The following is a 13,107-nucleotide window of genomic DNA, read 5'->3' as shown; positions in this document are numbered from 1 at the left end:
GACAGAAAGTGTTCCTGCGGATCAGACATCTCACAGATCGCAAGGGGACGAACCGCGTCATGGTTCGGCTGCGGGCGCTGCTGCGCAGCAACGAATTCTATCTGATCCCGCTGGCGCTGGTGATCGGCACGCTTGCCGGCGCGATCGTGACGCTGATGGCCGAGATCGCGCAGATTGCGCACGTGGTGATCTATGGGATTCCCATCGACGTCCGCCTGTCCGCAAATACGCGCATCAGTCCCTGGGCCGCGCTGATCGCGCCCGCGCTGGGCGGGCTGGCGCTCGGTATCATGGAGTGGTGGCGGCGGCGGTGGAAGATCTCCAGCGCGGTCGATCCGATCGAGGCGAACGCGCTGCGCGGCGGCAATCTGTCGATGCGCGACAGCCTGGTGGTGTCGAGCCAGACGCTGATCTCGAACGGCTGCGGCGCATCCGTCGGTCTCGAGGCCGGCTATACCCAGATCGGCTCGGGTATCGCCTCGCTGTTCGGCAAGTTCTTCAATCTGCGCCGCAACGATCTGCGCCTGATCGTCGGCTGCGGCGCTGCCGCTGCGATCGCGGCGGCGTTCGGTGCACCGATCACGGGTGCCTTCTATGCCTGCGAGCTGATTGTCGGCGTCTATTCGGTCAGCAGCGCCGCCCCAATCCTGGCGGCCTCGCTCGCCGGCGCCCTGACCGCGCAATGGCTCGGCGGCGCACCGTACTCGCTCGAAATACCGAAAGTCAGCTCGGTCGGCGTCGAGCAATATCTGGCGCTGATCGGGCTCGCGCTCGTCACCAGCGGCGTCGGCATCGCCGTGATGCGCTCGTCATCGATGTTCGAACGCCTGGTCGGCTGGCTGCCGATCTGGCTGCGTCCGGCGATCGGCGGCCTCATCGTCGGCGGCTTTGCGATTCTCACCCCGCAGGTGCTGGCGGCCGGCCACGGCGCCATGGTGCTCGATCTCTTTCACGACATGACGATCGGGCTGATCGCGCTGATCATCGCCTTGAAGGTGACGGCCTGCCTGATCTCGCTCGCTTCAGGCTTCCGCGGCGGGCTGTTCTTTGCCTCGCTGTTCGTCGGCAGCCTGATTGGGAAGTTCTTTGCCGCGGTGCTGTTGCTGATCAGCCCGAACTTCGTGATCGACCCGCTGGTCGCGATGCTGACGGGCATGGCGACGCTCGGCGTCGCCATCGTCGGCGGTCCCTTGACCATGTCGTTCCTCGTGCTCGAGATGACCCGCAACGTCGACGTCACCGCCGTGGTGCTGGCCGGCTGCATCGTCACCTCTATCTGCGTCCGCTTCATGTTCGGACACTCCTTCTCGACCTGGCGCCTGCATCTGCGTGGCGAGACCATCCGCAGCGCCAACGACGTCGGCTGGTTGCGCAACCTCACCGTCGAGCGGCTGATGCGTTCCGATGTCGGCAAGGTGCCGTCGACCACGACCATCGCCGCGGTCCGCCGCGAATTCGCGCTGGGATCGCGGCCCGGGATCGTCATCGTCAACAATGCGGACGAATATGTCGGGCTGGTGCTGCTGCCCGACCTGTTCTCGGGCGATCTCGACACCATCGCCGACGAAATCCAGGTGATCGAGCTCGCCCGCCTGACCGAGATCGTGCTGATCCCGGAAATGAACGTGAAGTCGGCGATGGCGGTGTTCGACGAAGCGGAAGCCGAGATGCTGGCGGTGGTCGATTCCACCGACAGCCGCAAGGTGGTCGGCTTCCTCACCGAGACCTTCGTCCGCCGCCGCTATGTCGAGGAGATCGACAAGGCGACGCGCGGCGTGCTGGGCGCGCTGTCGTAAGGTCACGCGGAAGCGGGACGGCGTGCGTCATGCGCCGCCGCCCCCGCCTTCTATCGGCCTGGTCGGGAGGGAGCCGCGACGACGCTAGCCACGATCCGGCGGACCAGCGGCAGCACCATCAGCAGCGTCGGAAAGGCGACGAGCCATGACAGCGCCCAGGCGCCCGGCCAGGTCGCGAGGAACGCCGGCGTCGCGCCGAGGCTTCGAAGCGTGGAAATGACCGACACCACGGCCGTCATGAGGATGGACAGCACAAATGGCATCACGATCGACGCATAGCGCGCCGGCAGTTTGCGAACCGCAATCATCTGGTTTCTCTTTGGAATAGGACGCGTCAGTCACGTTGAACCTGAAAATGGCATCGATCCCGACGGCGTCGGTTGATGCGTTGGTTCACGTAAAACGCTTACGGCGACCGAAAAAACGGTGCGGCTGTTCATTATCCGCTCATGTTGGATGGTTCAAGCTGGATCCGCTCGTTCGGTTTACAATCGTTCAAAGCGTGGCAGATTGCCGCGATCACGAAACCATTTCAGTGGTTTGCGCGTTATGGACCGCTTTCATACGTATGTTTGATCTATGGTTTGGGCGAGAAGAGGAAGGTCAAGATGAGTGGTAGACCCACGATTTCCGCCGCCGGGCGCAGCGCCGTCCTGGCCGCGTTCGCCAGCCTGGCACTGGTCGCAACCTCTGCGTCGCCCTCGGCTGCGGCGTCCTCCGAATCCGCGAAGGCGATCACGGCGGGCCCGGCCTCCTCGGACGCCACCGATTTCAGCGCAGCGCGACGTCGCCACTACTATCGACGCGGGTCGAACGCAGCGGGCCTTGCCTTCATGGGGGCCGCGGCGGGCATCATCGGCGGGGTGATCGCCGAGCAGCGCCGTCGCGACTATTATGAGGACCGCTATTATCGGCCGCGTCCTTACTACGGCGGTCCGGGCTATTACGGCGGTAGTCCTTATTATTACGATCCGGGCTACTGATCTTTCGACGTCGTCGTACAGGCGCAGACCCGGTTCATTGATCTGATCCGCGCGCGTTTCCCGCTTCATCGGAGGAGACGGTGCCCGGCACCGCTCCTTTCTGCTGCTTGCGGATGATCCGCCGTTCGCCCTGTTTCGCGAGCATGTCAATCGTCTGCCGTAAAAATATTCCACTTTACCGAAATTCGGAAACGGCGTATGTGTCGGCCATCCCGGCTCATCCTTGAGGGGCGATCTTGTGGTCGTCATGTTCGCGAGCCGGGGTTGCGGTGGACGCGGCAGCGTTCGGGTGCGAGAGGTCTGGGGCAGGGCGGATTGCTCTCCGTGAGCCCTGAGGCTTCGTGCCGACGAGCGGCGCTGCCAGGTTCGTCTCGCCATCAGGTCGGCGGCAACGTGCACAACGTCGTCGAAACCGATGGTGAGCAGCGAGCCGTGCGTACGGCAAAACCGTGTGGTCCTGGCCGTCGTTGCTACGGTCAAGCCTTTGCGGATGCGGCATTCGCGTCAACCGGCGCGATGTCGGCGACTTCTGTGAGGGTGAGGGAGGCCAAAACGAACTCGGCTCCCGGGAGAGCGCGGCATAAGCCGTCCAACCACTGCGCAGGGAAGGCCGAGTGATTTGGCTACACCTGTATGCTGCTGTGCGGTTTTTCTGCGTGTACTTTCGCGCAGCGGACCGCGGGTGCCAGCCGGCACCCGGCCTTCCCCGCGCCCTCTTGGCTCAAGAGGGTGGATCGACCAAGCAAAGCTCGGGCGCCATGCGCCGCGAGGACGCGAAGGCGTGTCTGCGAGGCCGTAGGATGGGTTGAGCACTTGCGAAACCCATCATGTTTCCGCGTGGACGAGTGCGTGATGGGTTTCGCTTCGCGCTGCCCATCCTACGAGCGCTACTCGCAAGGACGATTGTGGAGGCAGCGAGCGCAAACGGATGACGGAGTTGATCGTGTCGTCATTGCTGCGCAGCTGCGCTCTACGCCCCAAGCATCACCGTCCCGCCGGCGCCGACATCGCGCCGTTGGAATAGCGCGACCAGTCGGGCGCGGTCGGTTGCGACGGCCAGAGCGCGTTGGAATCGCGTACCGACTGGGTGATGGGGGCCGGTTGCGCCTTGCGGACGTGGCGGCGATCGCTCGCAGCGGCGGTCTGGATGGTGGCGGCGGCAATCAGGGTGGCGCCGAGAATGGCAAAGGTCTTTTGCATGGTTGTTTCTCCCGTGACGACGTCCCGGTTGTGAGACATGTGTTCGTCGTCGCGGCTGACATGGCGATGCGTCCTGCCTGATATCAGCGACGTCGGCTTCACGATCGCAAGTGCAACCATCACGTTGGGGCGAGCCAATTTTCTAGCCTCGGCTAAATATTCGGCAATCGTGCCGTAGCCCCGATGGACTTGACCTGCGCAATCCGGTTCAATGGGCCAAATTTGGTTTTCAGGCGACAATGATGTCGAAATATCTGCTGATCCTCCTCCTGATCGCCTCGCCGGCCGTGGCGCAGGTCAAGCTGACCCCGAAAACCTCGGCGGTGCATCCGGACCCCTGCGCGCCGATCGGGCGTACCGCGGACGGCAAGCTGGTCTACTCCATGAAATGCGAGAATCTGCCGGCGCCGCCCCCGCCACCGCAGGCGGAACTGAGGGAGACGCCGCAGCCTGCCGCCGAGCCGGAGCCGGAGCCGGAGACGCGGCGGAGTGGCGTTTTCGGCTGGTCCTACGACCGCAGGTGACGGGCGCGGCCCTTGCGCGAAGCCCGATGGAATGCTCTTTGCCTGAAAATTCCCCGTGGGGCCACCGCCCCCGATCCAGAGAGATGAGATGAGCAAACTCGTTATCCGCGCCGGCGACTTCACCTTCGATGCCCGTTTCGAGGAGCAATCGGCGCCCAAGACTGTCGCCGCGTTCCGCAAGGCACTGCCGTTCGAAAGCCACATCATCCACGTGCGCTGGAGCGGCGAGGGCGTGTGGATGCCGCTCGGCGACCTCGATTTCGGCGTCGGCTACGAGAACCACACCAGCTATCCCGCGCCCGGCCAGATCATCCTCTATCCTGGCGGCATCAGCGAGACCGAGATCCTGCTGGCCTATGGTGGCGTGAGCTTCGCGAGCAAGATGGGCCAGCTCGCCGGCAACCACTTCATCACGCTGACCTCTGGCCTGGAGAATCTGGCAACGCTCGGCAAGAGCGTGCTGTGGAAGGGCGCGCTGCCGATCCGCTTCGAGGAAGTCTGAGTGACGGACACCCGCTACCCGCGCGATCTCCGCGGTTACGGCCGCAACCCGCCGCACCCGCAATGGCCGGGCAACGCGCGGGTCGCGGTGCAGTTCGTCGTCAATTTCGAGGAGGGCGGCGAGAACAACATCCTGCACGGCGACCGCGCCTCGGAAGCGTTCCTGTCCGACGTGCTCGGCGCACAGCCCTGGCCGGGCCAGCGCCACGCCAATATCGAATCGATGTTCGAATATGGCTCGCGCGCCGGCTTCTGGCGGCTGTGGCGGATGTTCAGCGAGCGGAAGTGGCCGGCCACCGTGTTCGGTGTCGCCACAGCGCTGAAGCGCAATCCGGAAATCGTCGCGGCGATGAAGGAGGCGGGCTGGGATATCGCCAGCCACAGCCTGAAATGGATCGAGCACAAGGATATGACCGAGGCGCAGGAGCGCGCCGAGATCGCCGAATCCATCCGCGTCCACCTTGAGGCAACCGGATCGCGGCCGCTCGGCTGGTACACCGGGCGCTCCTCGATCAACACCAATCGTCTGCTGATGGAGGAGGGCGGCTTCCTCTATCTCTGCGACTCCTATGCCGACGATTTGCCCTATTGGGTCAAGGGCGCCAAGGGCAAGCAGCTCATCATTCCCTACACGCTCGATGCCAACGACATGCGCTTCATCAACCCGCAAGGGTTTGCGGAAGGCGAGCAATTCTACACCTACCTGAAGGACGCCTTCGACGTGCTCTACGCCGAGGGTGAGATCGCGCCGAAGATGATGTCGGTGGGGCTGCACTGCCGCCTCGCCGGCCGGCCCGGCCGTGCGGCGGGGCTGATCCGCTTCCTGGATTACATCGGCAAGCACGAGCGCGTCTGGGTGCCGACGCGGCTCCAGATCGCGCAGCACTGGCACGACAAGCATGCGCATCTTGCCGCCGATGCGTTCGAGATCGGGTGAGGAATGTCGCAAATCTCGCTCTCCGACCTCAATGCTGCTGATAAGGCCACGTTCGTCGCCGCGCTTGCCAACGTCGTCGAATATTCGCCGTGGATCGCCGAGCAGATCGCGGCGCAGCGGCCGTTCACCGGCATCAATCAGCTGCATGCCGCGCTGATGGCGGCGATCCAGAGTGCCGAACCCGACGTGCAGCTCGCGCTGATCCGGGCGCATCCCGATCTCGCCAACAAGACCCAGCGCGCCGCGGGCCTGACGGCGGAATCGACCGACGAGCAGAACAGCGCCGGCCTCGACCGGCTGTCGGAGGCCGAATACACAGCGTTCGAGCGCGTCAACAACGCCTATCGCGACAAGTTCGGCATCCCCTATATCGTCTGCGTGCGCCGTCACACCAAGGATTCCGTGCTGTGCGATTTCGAGACGCGGTTGCGCAATATCGCCAAGACCGAGACGCGACGTGCGATCGAGGAGATCGGCCGTATCTCGGCGTTGCGACTCGACCAGCTCGTCGCAGCCGATGACAAGCTCAAGGTCCATGGCCGGCTCTCGACCCATGTGCTCGACAATCACGCCGGCAAGCCCGCTCCGGGCATCCCGGTGGAGCTCGTCGAACTCGCCGCTCTCGGCGAGAGCCGCATCATCGCGCGCACCGTCACCAATGCGGACGGGCGGACCGACCAGCCGCTGATCGGCGGCCGTCCGTTGCCGATCGGCCGCTATGAGCTCCAATTCCGCGTCGCCAAATATTACGCCGAGCGCAACGTGCCGTTGTCAGACCCGCCGTTCCTCGACGAGATCCCGCTGCGCTTTGCGGTCAGCGAGCCGGAAAATCACTACCACGTGCCGCTTCTGGTCACGCCGTGGAGCTATTCGACCTATCGCGGCAGTTAATTACCGAACTTCTCGCGCAGCGCGGGAAACAACCGGTCCGGCTTGAAGGGCGGCGCGGTGAAGCGGATGCCGGTGGCGTCGGCAATCGCGTTGCCGAGCGCGGCGGCGACCGGATTGTACGGACTCTCGCTCATCGACTTCGCCCCCAACGGTCCGATCGTGTCGGACGTCTCGGCGAAGAAGACCTCGGTGCGGGGCACGTCGGCGAAGGAGGGCAGGTGGTAGTCGCGGAATTTCGGGTTGGTGACGCGGCCGTCCGCGTCGATCACCATCTCCTCATAGAGCGCGGCACCGAGCGCCTGCGCGACACCGCCTTCAACCTGGCCGCGGCACTGCATGGGATTGGCGACGACACCGGCGTCCGCCGCATGCACGCTCCTGAGAATCCTGAGCTCGCCGGTGCCCTTGTTCACGGCGACGCGAAAGCCCTGCACGTTGAAGCCGACCGAACGCGGCGTGCCGCCGGAATTGCCGGTGCCTGCGAACGGCTGTCCGCGTTCGCGCGCGAGCTTTGCCAATTCCACAAAGGACATGCGCCGCACGCCACTGACCACGGCCTCGCCTTCGAGCGTGCAGCTCCCGACGTCGCAGAGCCATGCGCCGGCGGCGGCCGCCTTCAGCTCGGTCGCAAGCTGCATGGCTGCCGCATGCGTCGCCTTGCCGGCGACGAACATGCCGGCGCTGCCATAGGCGCCGGTGTCATGGCCGCCATGGGCAGTGTCGGACTGGCGCAGGCGAATCCGGTCGACGGTGGTCGCAAGCGTCGTCGCCGCGATCTGCCGGTGCACGGTGCTGGTGCCGTTGCCGAATTCGGCGGTGCCGACCGTGAGGTCGAAGCCGGCGTCGTCGTTGAGCGCGACCATCGCATCCGCGAGATGGCCGGCCGGGGGCACCGTGTCGATCATGGTCAGGGCGATGCCGTCGCCGATCAGCCACTCCGGCGACAGGTCCGGCTGCGGTCCATCAGCCTGCATCGCGCGCGCGACGAGGTCGAGGCACTGGTCAAGCCCGTAGGAGCCGTAGAGCACGTCGTGAAATTCCGACGGCGGCGGCGACAGCATGGGGTCGCCGGGCTTGACGACGTTGCGCCGGCGCATCTCGTAAGGGCTGATGCCGAGCTGCTTTGCGAGCTCGTCGATCGCAGCCTCCACCGCGATCAGCGTCTGGGGCAGGCCGTAGCCGCGAAACGCGCCCGCCGGCACCGTGTTGGTGTAGACGGCGTAGCCGTCGACCCGCTTGTTCGGGCAATTGTAGACGGCGATGGACTCGGACAGCGAGTGGAACATCACGGGGCCGGCATGATTGCCGTAGGCGCCGGTGTTGGAGAGCACGTCGAGTTGGAGCGCGGTGAGCCTGCCGTCCGCGTCGGCTCCGGCCTTGATGTGGACCCGCATCGGATGCCGCGTCGAGGTCGCGATGAACTGCTCCTCGCGGGTGAGCTCCAGCTTGACCGGCCGCCCGGTCTTGAGCGCGGCGAGCGCCAGAATGTCCTCGACGAACATCTCCTGCTTGCCGCCAAAGCCGCCGCCGACGCGCTCGCAGAAGACGCGGACCTTGTCCATGGGAAGCTCGAAGATATCAGACAGCGCGCGCCGGGTCAGGAACGGCACCTGCGTCGAGGTGCGAACATTGAGCACGCCGGAAGCATCGAGCCAGGCCAGGCCGCCATGGGTCTCCAGTGCGGCATGCTGCACACGGTGGCTGTGGAAGGTGCCCTCGAAGGTGACGGCGGATGTCGCGAGCCCAGCCGCGACGTCGCCGAATTCGCCATGCGTCTCCGCGGCGAGGTTGCGCTGGGCGTCGGCGACCCGGTTCGCGGTGGTGCGATCAGGATGAATGACAGGTGCACCCGGTGCCATCGCCTGCTCCGGATCGATCAGCGCGGGCCAAATCTCGTAACTGACCTTCAGCCGGCGGCACCCTTCCTCGGCGGCGGCCTCGCTGTCGGCGACGACGGCGGCGACCTTCTGGCCGATGAAGCGGACGACGTCGTCGAGGATGCGGGTGTCCTCGGGATCCATCCAGTCCTTCTCATGCCGCGCGGTGGAGATCAGGATCGTTGGCGCATCCTCATGCGTCAGCACCGCGTGCACGCCGGGAACGCTCAGCGCTTCCGACTTGTCGATCGCCACGATCCTCGCGTGAGCGTGCGGTGAACGGAGCAGCTTGATATGCAGCAGGCCGTCGATTTGCGTATCGAACGTGTAGCGCGCCTTGCCGCGCACGACGTCGGGGCCTGCTGGCGCCGGCAGGCTGCGGCCGAATGCGGCGCCGGGCTCGATGTTCTCCTCGACATTGGACTTGCCGAGCAACGCATCCTCGATCGAACGATAGCCGGTGCAGCGGCAGATATTGCCCTTCAACGCCACGCCGAGATCGGTGCGCTGCGCCTGGTTCAGCGAGGCACAGGTCAGGATCATACCGGCGGTGCAGAAGCCGCATTGAAAGCCTTGCGCATCGAGGAAGGCCTGCTGCATCGGATGCGCGCCGCTGTCTCCGCCGAGACCTTCGATCGTGGTGACGGCACGGCCTTCAGCGCGGAAAGCCGGAACCAGGCAGCTATGCACTGGCTCGCCGTCGAGCAGCACGGTGCAGGCGCCGCAATCGCCGGCGTCGCAGCCCTTCTTCACGCCGAAATGACCGAGCTCGCGCAGGAACGTGCGCAGGCACTGCCCGGCGCGCGGCGCTTGCGAAAACGGTGTGCCGTTGACCTCGAAGCTCATGATGGTGTCGCACCCAGGAGTTCGTCACGGATCTCTTCGGCAAGCCGGAGTGTCATGTGCTTGCGCCAGAGCGGCTTGCCGTGGATGTCGGTGTGGTAAAGCTCGTCCGTGATGTGTTGCTCGATCGCATCGCGGAGCGCATTCGCGTTGGGGAACCTGGGAAAGGACAGCTGGATCGGCCGCACCGTCGATGCGGTGACCGTGAGCGTCAGTGTGCCATCGGCATCCAGGCTGCCGGTCAGAAGCGCCGCCGAGCGGCCCACCGGCGCCAGCGAGATCTGACGGAAGGCCGTACGACGCTTCAACGCGGCAATCGGGATATCGATCTGCCGGAGCAGGTCCCCCGGCGTCAGACGGTTGCGCTGGTTGCCGGTGACGAAGTCGGCGACGGGCATCTTCTGTTCGCCGGCGTCGGCCTTCCAGATGGTGCAGACGCCGTCGAGCGCGGCGGTGAGCGAGATCATCGGTCCCGCCGGCAGCGACATGCAGAGATTGCCGCCGACAGTCGCCGTCTTCCAGATCTTGAACGAAGCAAGGAACGCGCGGCAGCACTGGCCGATCAACGGTGCCGCGAGCCAGTCGGGCGGGCAGGCGAAAGCATCGAGCTGCGCGACGGTGCAGGTGGCCGCGATGGTGAGATGACTGTCCGCAATCGTCAGCGCCGGCCATTTTAGATCGGTGAGATCGATCAGCCGCCTCAAGTGGACCTGCGGCTCCGAGAACAGCCAGGTGCCGCCCGCGAGCCAAGCATCACCTGCCGTCCAAACCGGCAGCTGGGCGCGCGTTTGCGGATGGGCCACCGCTGTGATGGTATTCAAGTCCATGGCGACGCCAACGCTTCCAACGAGTGAATCGAGCCAGGGGAAAGTCTTGCAAGACGGGCGCCAAGTCGCAACAACAAGTCGCAGCAAAAGCGCAATCAGGCTGGCCCCTGCCTCGCAGGCCTTTCGTCAGCGGATGTCAGGAGGAGCAGGTTGATGAGCGACGCAAAGCCGATCTGGATCAGGGATCCCCTGGCTATCCTCGCCGACGGCGCCGAGCGCGGGATCGTGGTGAAAGGCGGCCGGATCATCGAACTCGTGCCAGCCGGCGGCACGCCTGCGACCGCGGATGTTGCGGTGCTCGATGCTGGCGACCACGTCGTGCTGCCGGGCCTCATCAACACCCATCACCACTTCTACCAGACGCTGACACGGGCGCTGCCGGCGGCGATGGACCGCGAGCTGTTTCCCTGGCTCCAGGCGCTCTATCCGGTGTGGGCGAAGCTGACGCCTGATGCGCTCGAGCTCGGTGTCACCGTGGCGATGTCCGAGCTGCTGCTGTCCGGCTGCACCACCACGACGGATCATCACTACGTATTCCCGGCAGGGCTCGAGGACGCCGTCGATATCGAGGTGGCGGTGGCCAGGCGGCTCGGCGTGCGCGTGTTGCTCACGCGCGGCTCGATGAACCTGTCGCAGCGCGACGGCGGTCTGCCGCCCGATAGCGTCGTGCAGGATGAGGACACCATCCTGGCGGACAGCGCGCGCGTGGTCGCCAAGTACCACCAGCGCGGCGCGGATGCGATGGTGCAGATCGCGCTCGCACCTTGCTCGCCCTTCTCGGTGACGACGTCCTTGATGCGCGTCACTGCCGATCTCGCCGACAAGCTCGACGTGCGCCTGCATACCCATCTTGCCGAGACCGAGGACGAGAACAGGTTCTGTCAGGAGATGTATGGCTGCCGTCCGCTCGACTATCTCGAGCAATGCGGCTGGCTCAATGCGCGGACGTGGCTCGCCCATGGCATCTTCTTCAACGCCGACGAGATGAAGCGGCTCGGCAAGGCGAAGACGGCGATCAGTCATTGCGCCTGCAGCAACCAGCTCCTGGCCTCCGGCTGCTGCCCCGTCTGCGAGATGGAGGAGGCCGGTGTCGGCATCGGCATCGGCGTCGATGGCTCGGCCTCGAACGACGGATCGAACCTGATGCAGGAGGTGCGGGCAGCGTTCCTGCTGCAGCGGGCGCGCTACGGGGTAACGAAGGTCAGTCACAAGGATGCGCTGCGCTGGGCCACCAAGGGCTCGGCGGCCTGCGTCGGCCGGCCGGAACTCGGCGAGATCGCCGTCGGCAAGGCGGCCGATCTCGCGCTGTTCAGGCTCGACGAGCTACGCTTCTCCGGCCACGGCGACCCGCTGGCCGCACTGGTGTTGTGCGGAGCGTATCGGGCCGACAGGGTGATGGTGGCGGGGAAATGGGCCGTGGTCGACGGCACGATCCCGGGGCTGGATGTGGCGGACCTCATCCGCCGCCACAGTTCGGCGGCGCGGGCGATGCAGGTGGGATAATATCCAGGCGAAAGTAGAAAGAGGGGGCGACCACAAGTGCCGGGTGCTTCTGGCCACCCCCTCCGAACCTCCTCCGGGAGGAGCAGGTGATTTAGGCAATGCAAGAAGCGTGCTACTTGCCCGGCAGCTTGTCGTCGATGCCTTTGACGTAGAAATTCATGCCGAGGATCTGGCCGTCGTCGAGATTGGCGCCGCCCTTGCACTCGACCGGCTTGCCGTCCTGCCCAACGACCGGGCACTTGAACGGATGCAGCTTGCCCGCCGTGATCGCGGCCTGGGCATCCTCGGCGAGCTTCTTCACGTCGTCAGGCATGTTGGTGTAGGGCGCCATCGCGAACATGTGGCTATCGAGGCCACCCCATGTGTCCTCGGATTTCCAGGTGCCGTCGAGTTCCGCCTTGACGCGGGCGATGTAGTAGGGGCCCCAGGTGTCAAGGATCGAGGTGAGCTGGGTCTTCGGCCCGAACTTGATCATCTCGGAATCCTGGCCGAACGCGAGCTTGCCGCGTTCGCTGGCGATCTGCATCGCCGCCGGCGAATCCGTGTGCTGCATGATGACGTCGGCGCCCTGGTCGATCAGCGCCTTGGCGGCGTCGGCTTCCTTGCCCGGATCGAACCAGGTATTGGCCCAGATGATCTTGACCTTGATGTTCGGGTTGATGGTCTGCGCCGCGAGGATCGTCGCGTTGATGCCGGAGACGACCTCGGGAATCGGGAACGAGCCGATATAGCCGAGCACACCGGACTTCGACATCTTGGCCGCGATCAGGCCCTGGATGTAGCGCCCCTGGTACCATTTGGCCGAGTAGGTCGACATGTTCTTGTCGCGCTTGTAGCCGGTCGAGTGCTCGAAATGCACGTTCGGATATTTCTTCGCGACCTTCAGCGTCGGATCCATGTAGCCGAACGACGTGGTGAAGATCAGCTTGTTGCCGGCGCGGACGAGCTGCTCGATGGCGCGCTCGGCGTCGGGACCTTCAGGCACGTTTTCCAGATAAGTGGTCTCGATCTTGTCGCCCAATTCCTTCACCAGCGCCTGGCGCGCGAGATCGTGCTGGTAGGTCCAACCGAGGTCTCCGATCGGACCCAAATAGATAAAGCCGACTTTCAGCTTGTCGGCGGCGGAGGCTGCACTGACGCTTCCGGCAAGCAAGAGCCCGGCAGCCAGCGCAAGAAGTGATTTCCTCATCATCAATCTCCAAACATCAGGGGAAAGCCACGATCC

The 13,107-nt window shown here is 65.0% G+C and carries 12 protein-coding genes; 7 read left to right on the top strand and 5 right to left on the bottom strand.

From position 1 onward, the window contains the following. Nucleotides 1-8 precede the first annotated feature (8 nt). Nucleotides 9-1,796 (top strand): chloride channel protein, encoded by a 1,788-nt coding sequence (locus QCM77_RS00920; RefSeq protein WP_279681491.1) that lies wholly within the window; start codon nt 9-11, stop codon nt 1,794-1,796. A gap of 50 nt (nt 1,797-1,846) precedes the next feature. Here QCM77_RS00920 and QCM77_RS00915 read toward each other — a convergent pair whose 3' ends face one another. Next, on the bottom strand, nt 1,847-2,104 hold the full coding sequence (locus QCM77_RS00915) for a DUF2798 domain-containing protein (RefSeq protein ID WP_279681490.1): 258 nt from the start codon (nt 2,102-2,104) through the stop codon (nt 1,847-1,849). A 300-nt stretch (nt 2,105-2,404) separates the two neighbouring features. On the opposite strand from QCM77_RS00915, the gene QCM77_RS00910 reads away from it, so the two are divergent. After that, nucleotides 2,405-2,779 (top strand): hypothetical protein, encoded by a 375-nt coding sequence (locus tag QCM77_RS00910; RefSeq protein ID WP_279681489.1) that lies wholly within the window; start codon nt 2,405-2,407, stop codon nt 2,777-2,779. A gap of 984 nt (nt 2,780-3,763) precedes the next feature. On the opposite strand, the gene QCM77_RS00905 is transcribed toward QCM77_RS00910, so the two are convergent. Next, a complete protein-coding gene (locus QCM77_RS00905; protein ID WP_279681487.1) occupies nt 3,764-3,979 on the bottom strand; it encodes a hypothetical protein in 216 nt (71 codons plus the stop codon). Between the two features lie 239 nt (nt 3,980-4,218). Between QCM77_RS00905 and QCM77_RS00900 the strand changes: the two genes are divergently transcribed. From QCM77_RS00900 to uraD, 4 genes are all read left to right on the top strand, one after another. Next, on the top strand, nt 4,219-4,503 hold the full coding sequence (locus QCM77_RS00900) for a hypothetical protein (protein ID WP_279681485.1): 285 nt from the start codon (nt 4,219-4,221) through the stop codon (nt 4,501-4,503). Between the two features lie 88 nt (nt 4,504-4,591). Then, nucleotides 4,592-5,005 (top strand): DUF3830 family protein, encoded by a 414-nt coding sequence (locus QCM77_RS00895; RefSeq protein WP_279681483.1) that lies wholly within the window; start codon nt 4,592-4,594, stop codon nt 5,003-5,005. Beyond that, entirely contained in the window at nt 5,006-5,941 is a 936-nt protein-coding gene (gene puuE, locus QCM77_RS00890) for an allantoinase PuuE (protein WP_279681481.1), read from the top strand. A 3-nt stretch (nt 5,942-5,944) separates the two neighbouring features. Then, nucleotides 5,945-6,832, top strand: coding sequence for a 2-oxo-4-hydroxy-4-carboxy-5-ureidoimidazoline decarboxylase (gene uraD / locus QCM77_RS00885; protein ID WP_279681479.1), 888 nt, complete (start codon nt 5,945-5,947; stop codon nt 6,830-6,832). Here the strand turns inward: uraD and QCM77_RS00880 are convergent. Beyond that, a complete protein-coding gene (locus QCM77_RS00880) occupies nt 6,829-9,555 on the bottom strand; it encodes a molybdopterin-dependent oxidoreductase (protein WP_279681477.1) in 2,727 nt (908 codons plus the stop codon). The genes uraD and QCM77_RS00880 overlap by 4 nt on opposite strands. Then, nucleotides 9,552-10,379, bottom strand: coding sequence for an FAD binding domain-containing protein (locus QCM77_RS00875; RefSeq protein WP_279681476.1), 828 nt, complete (start codon nt 10,377-10,379; stop codon nt 9,552-9,554). Before QCM77_RS00875 ends, QCM77_RS00880 begins: the two co-directional genes overlap by 4 nt. Nucleotides 10,380-10,532: 153 nt before the next feature. On the opposite strand from QCM77_RS00875, the gene QCM77_RS00870 reads away from it, so the two are divergent. After that, nucleotides 10,533-11,882: an 8-oxoguanine deaminase gene (locus QCM77_RS00870; protein WP_279681475.1), complete on the top strand. Its 1,350-nt coding sequence runs from the start codon at nt 10,533-10,535 to the stop codon at nt 11,880-11,882. Nucleotides 11,883-11,994: 112 nt separating this feature from the next. Here the strand turns inward: QCM77_RS00870 and QCM77_RS00865 are convergent, their stop codons facing one another. Further along, entirely contained in the window at nt 11,995-13,071 is a 1,077-nt protein-coding gene (locus QCM77_RS00865; RefSeq protein WP_279663589.1) for a BMP family ABC transporter substrate-binding protein, read from the bottom strand. Nucleotides 13,072-13,107 lie beyond the last annotated feature (36 nt).

The organism is Bradyrhizobium nivariense (assembly GCF_029846695.2).
Taxonomy (GTDB): domain Bacteria; phylum Pseudomonadota; class Alphaproteobacteria; order Rhizobiales; family Xanthobacteraceae; genus Bradyrhizobium.
Note: the sequence above shows the minus strand (reverse complement) of the source record. Positions and strands in the feature narration are given on the sequence as shown.

Bases quoted from the DNA above. Each gene is read 5' to 3' on its own strand.
- QCM77_RS00870 (WP_279681475.1), top strand. From the start codon at position 10,533: ATGAGCGACGCAAAGCCGATCTGGATCAGGGATCCCCTGGCTATCCTC.
- uraD (WP_279681479.1), top strand. From the start codon at position 5,945: ATGTCGCAAATCTCGCTCTCCGACCTCAATGCTGCTGATAAGGCCACG.
- QCM77_RS00915 (WP_279681490.1), bottom strand. From the start codon at position 2,104: ATGATTGCGGTTCGCAAACTGCCGGCGCGCTATGCGTCGATCGTGATG.
- QCM77_RS00910 (WP_279681489.1), top strand. From the start codon at position 2,405: ATGAGTGGTAGACCCACGATTTCCGCCGCCGGGCGCAGCGCCGTCCTG.
- QCM77_RS00880 (WP_279681477.1), bottom strand. From the start codon at position 9,555: ATGAGCTTCGAGGTCAACGGCACACCGTTTTCGCAAGCGCCGCGCGCC.
- QCM77_RS00895 (WP_279681483.1), top strand. From the start codon at position 4,592: ATGAGCAAACTCGTTATCCGCGCCGGCGACTTCACCTTCGATGCCCGT.
- QCM77_RS00865 (WP_279663589.1), bottom strand. From the start codon at position 13,071: ATGAGGAAATCACTTCTTGCGCTGGCTGCCGGGCTCTTGCTTGCCGGA.
- QCM77_RS00905 (WP_279681487.1), bottom strand. From the start codon at position 3,979: ATGCAAAAGACCTTTGCCATTCTCGGCGCCACCCTGATTGCCGCCGCC.
- QCM77_RS00875 (WP_279681476.1), bottom strand. From the start codon at position 10,379: ATGGACTTGAATACCATCACAGCGGTGGCCCATCCGCAAACGCGCGCC.
- QCM77_RS00900 (WP_279681485.1), top strand. From the start codon at position 4,219: ATGATGTCGAAATATCTGCTGATCCTCCTCCTGATCGCCTCGCCGGCC.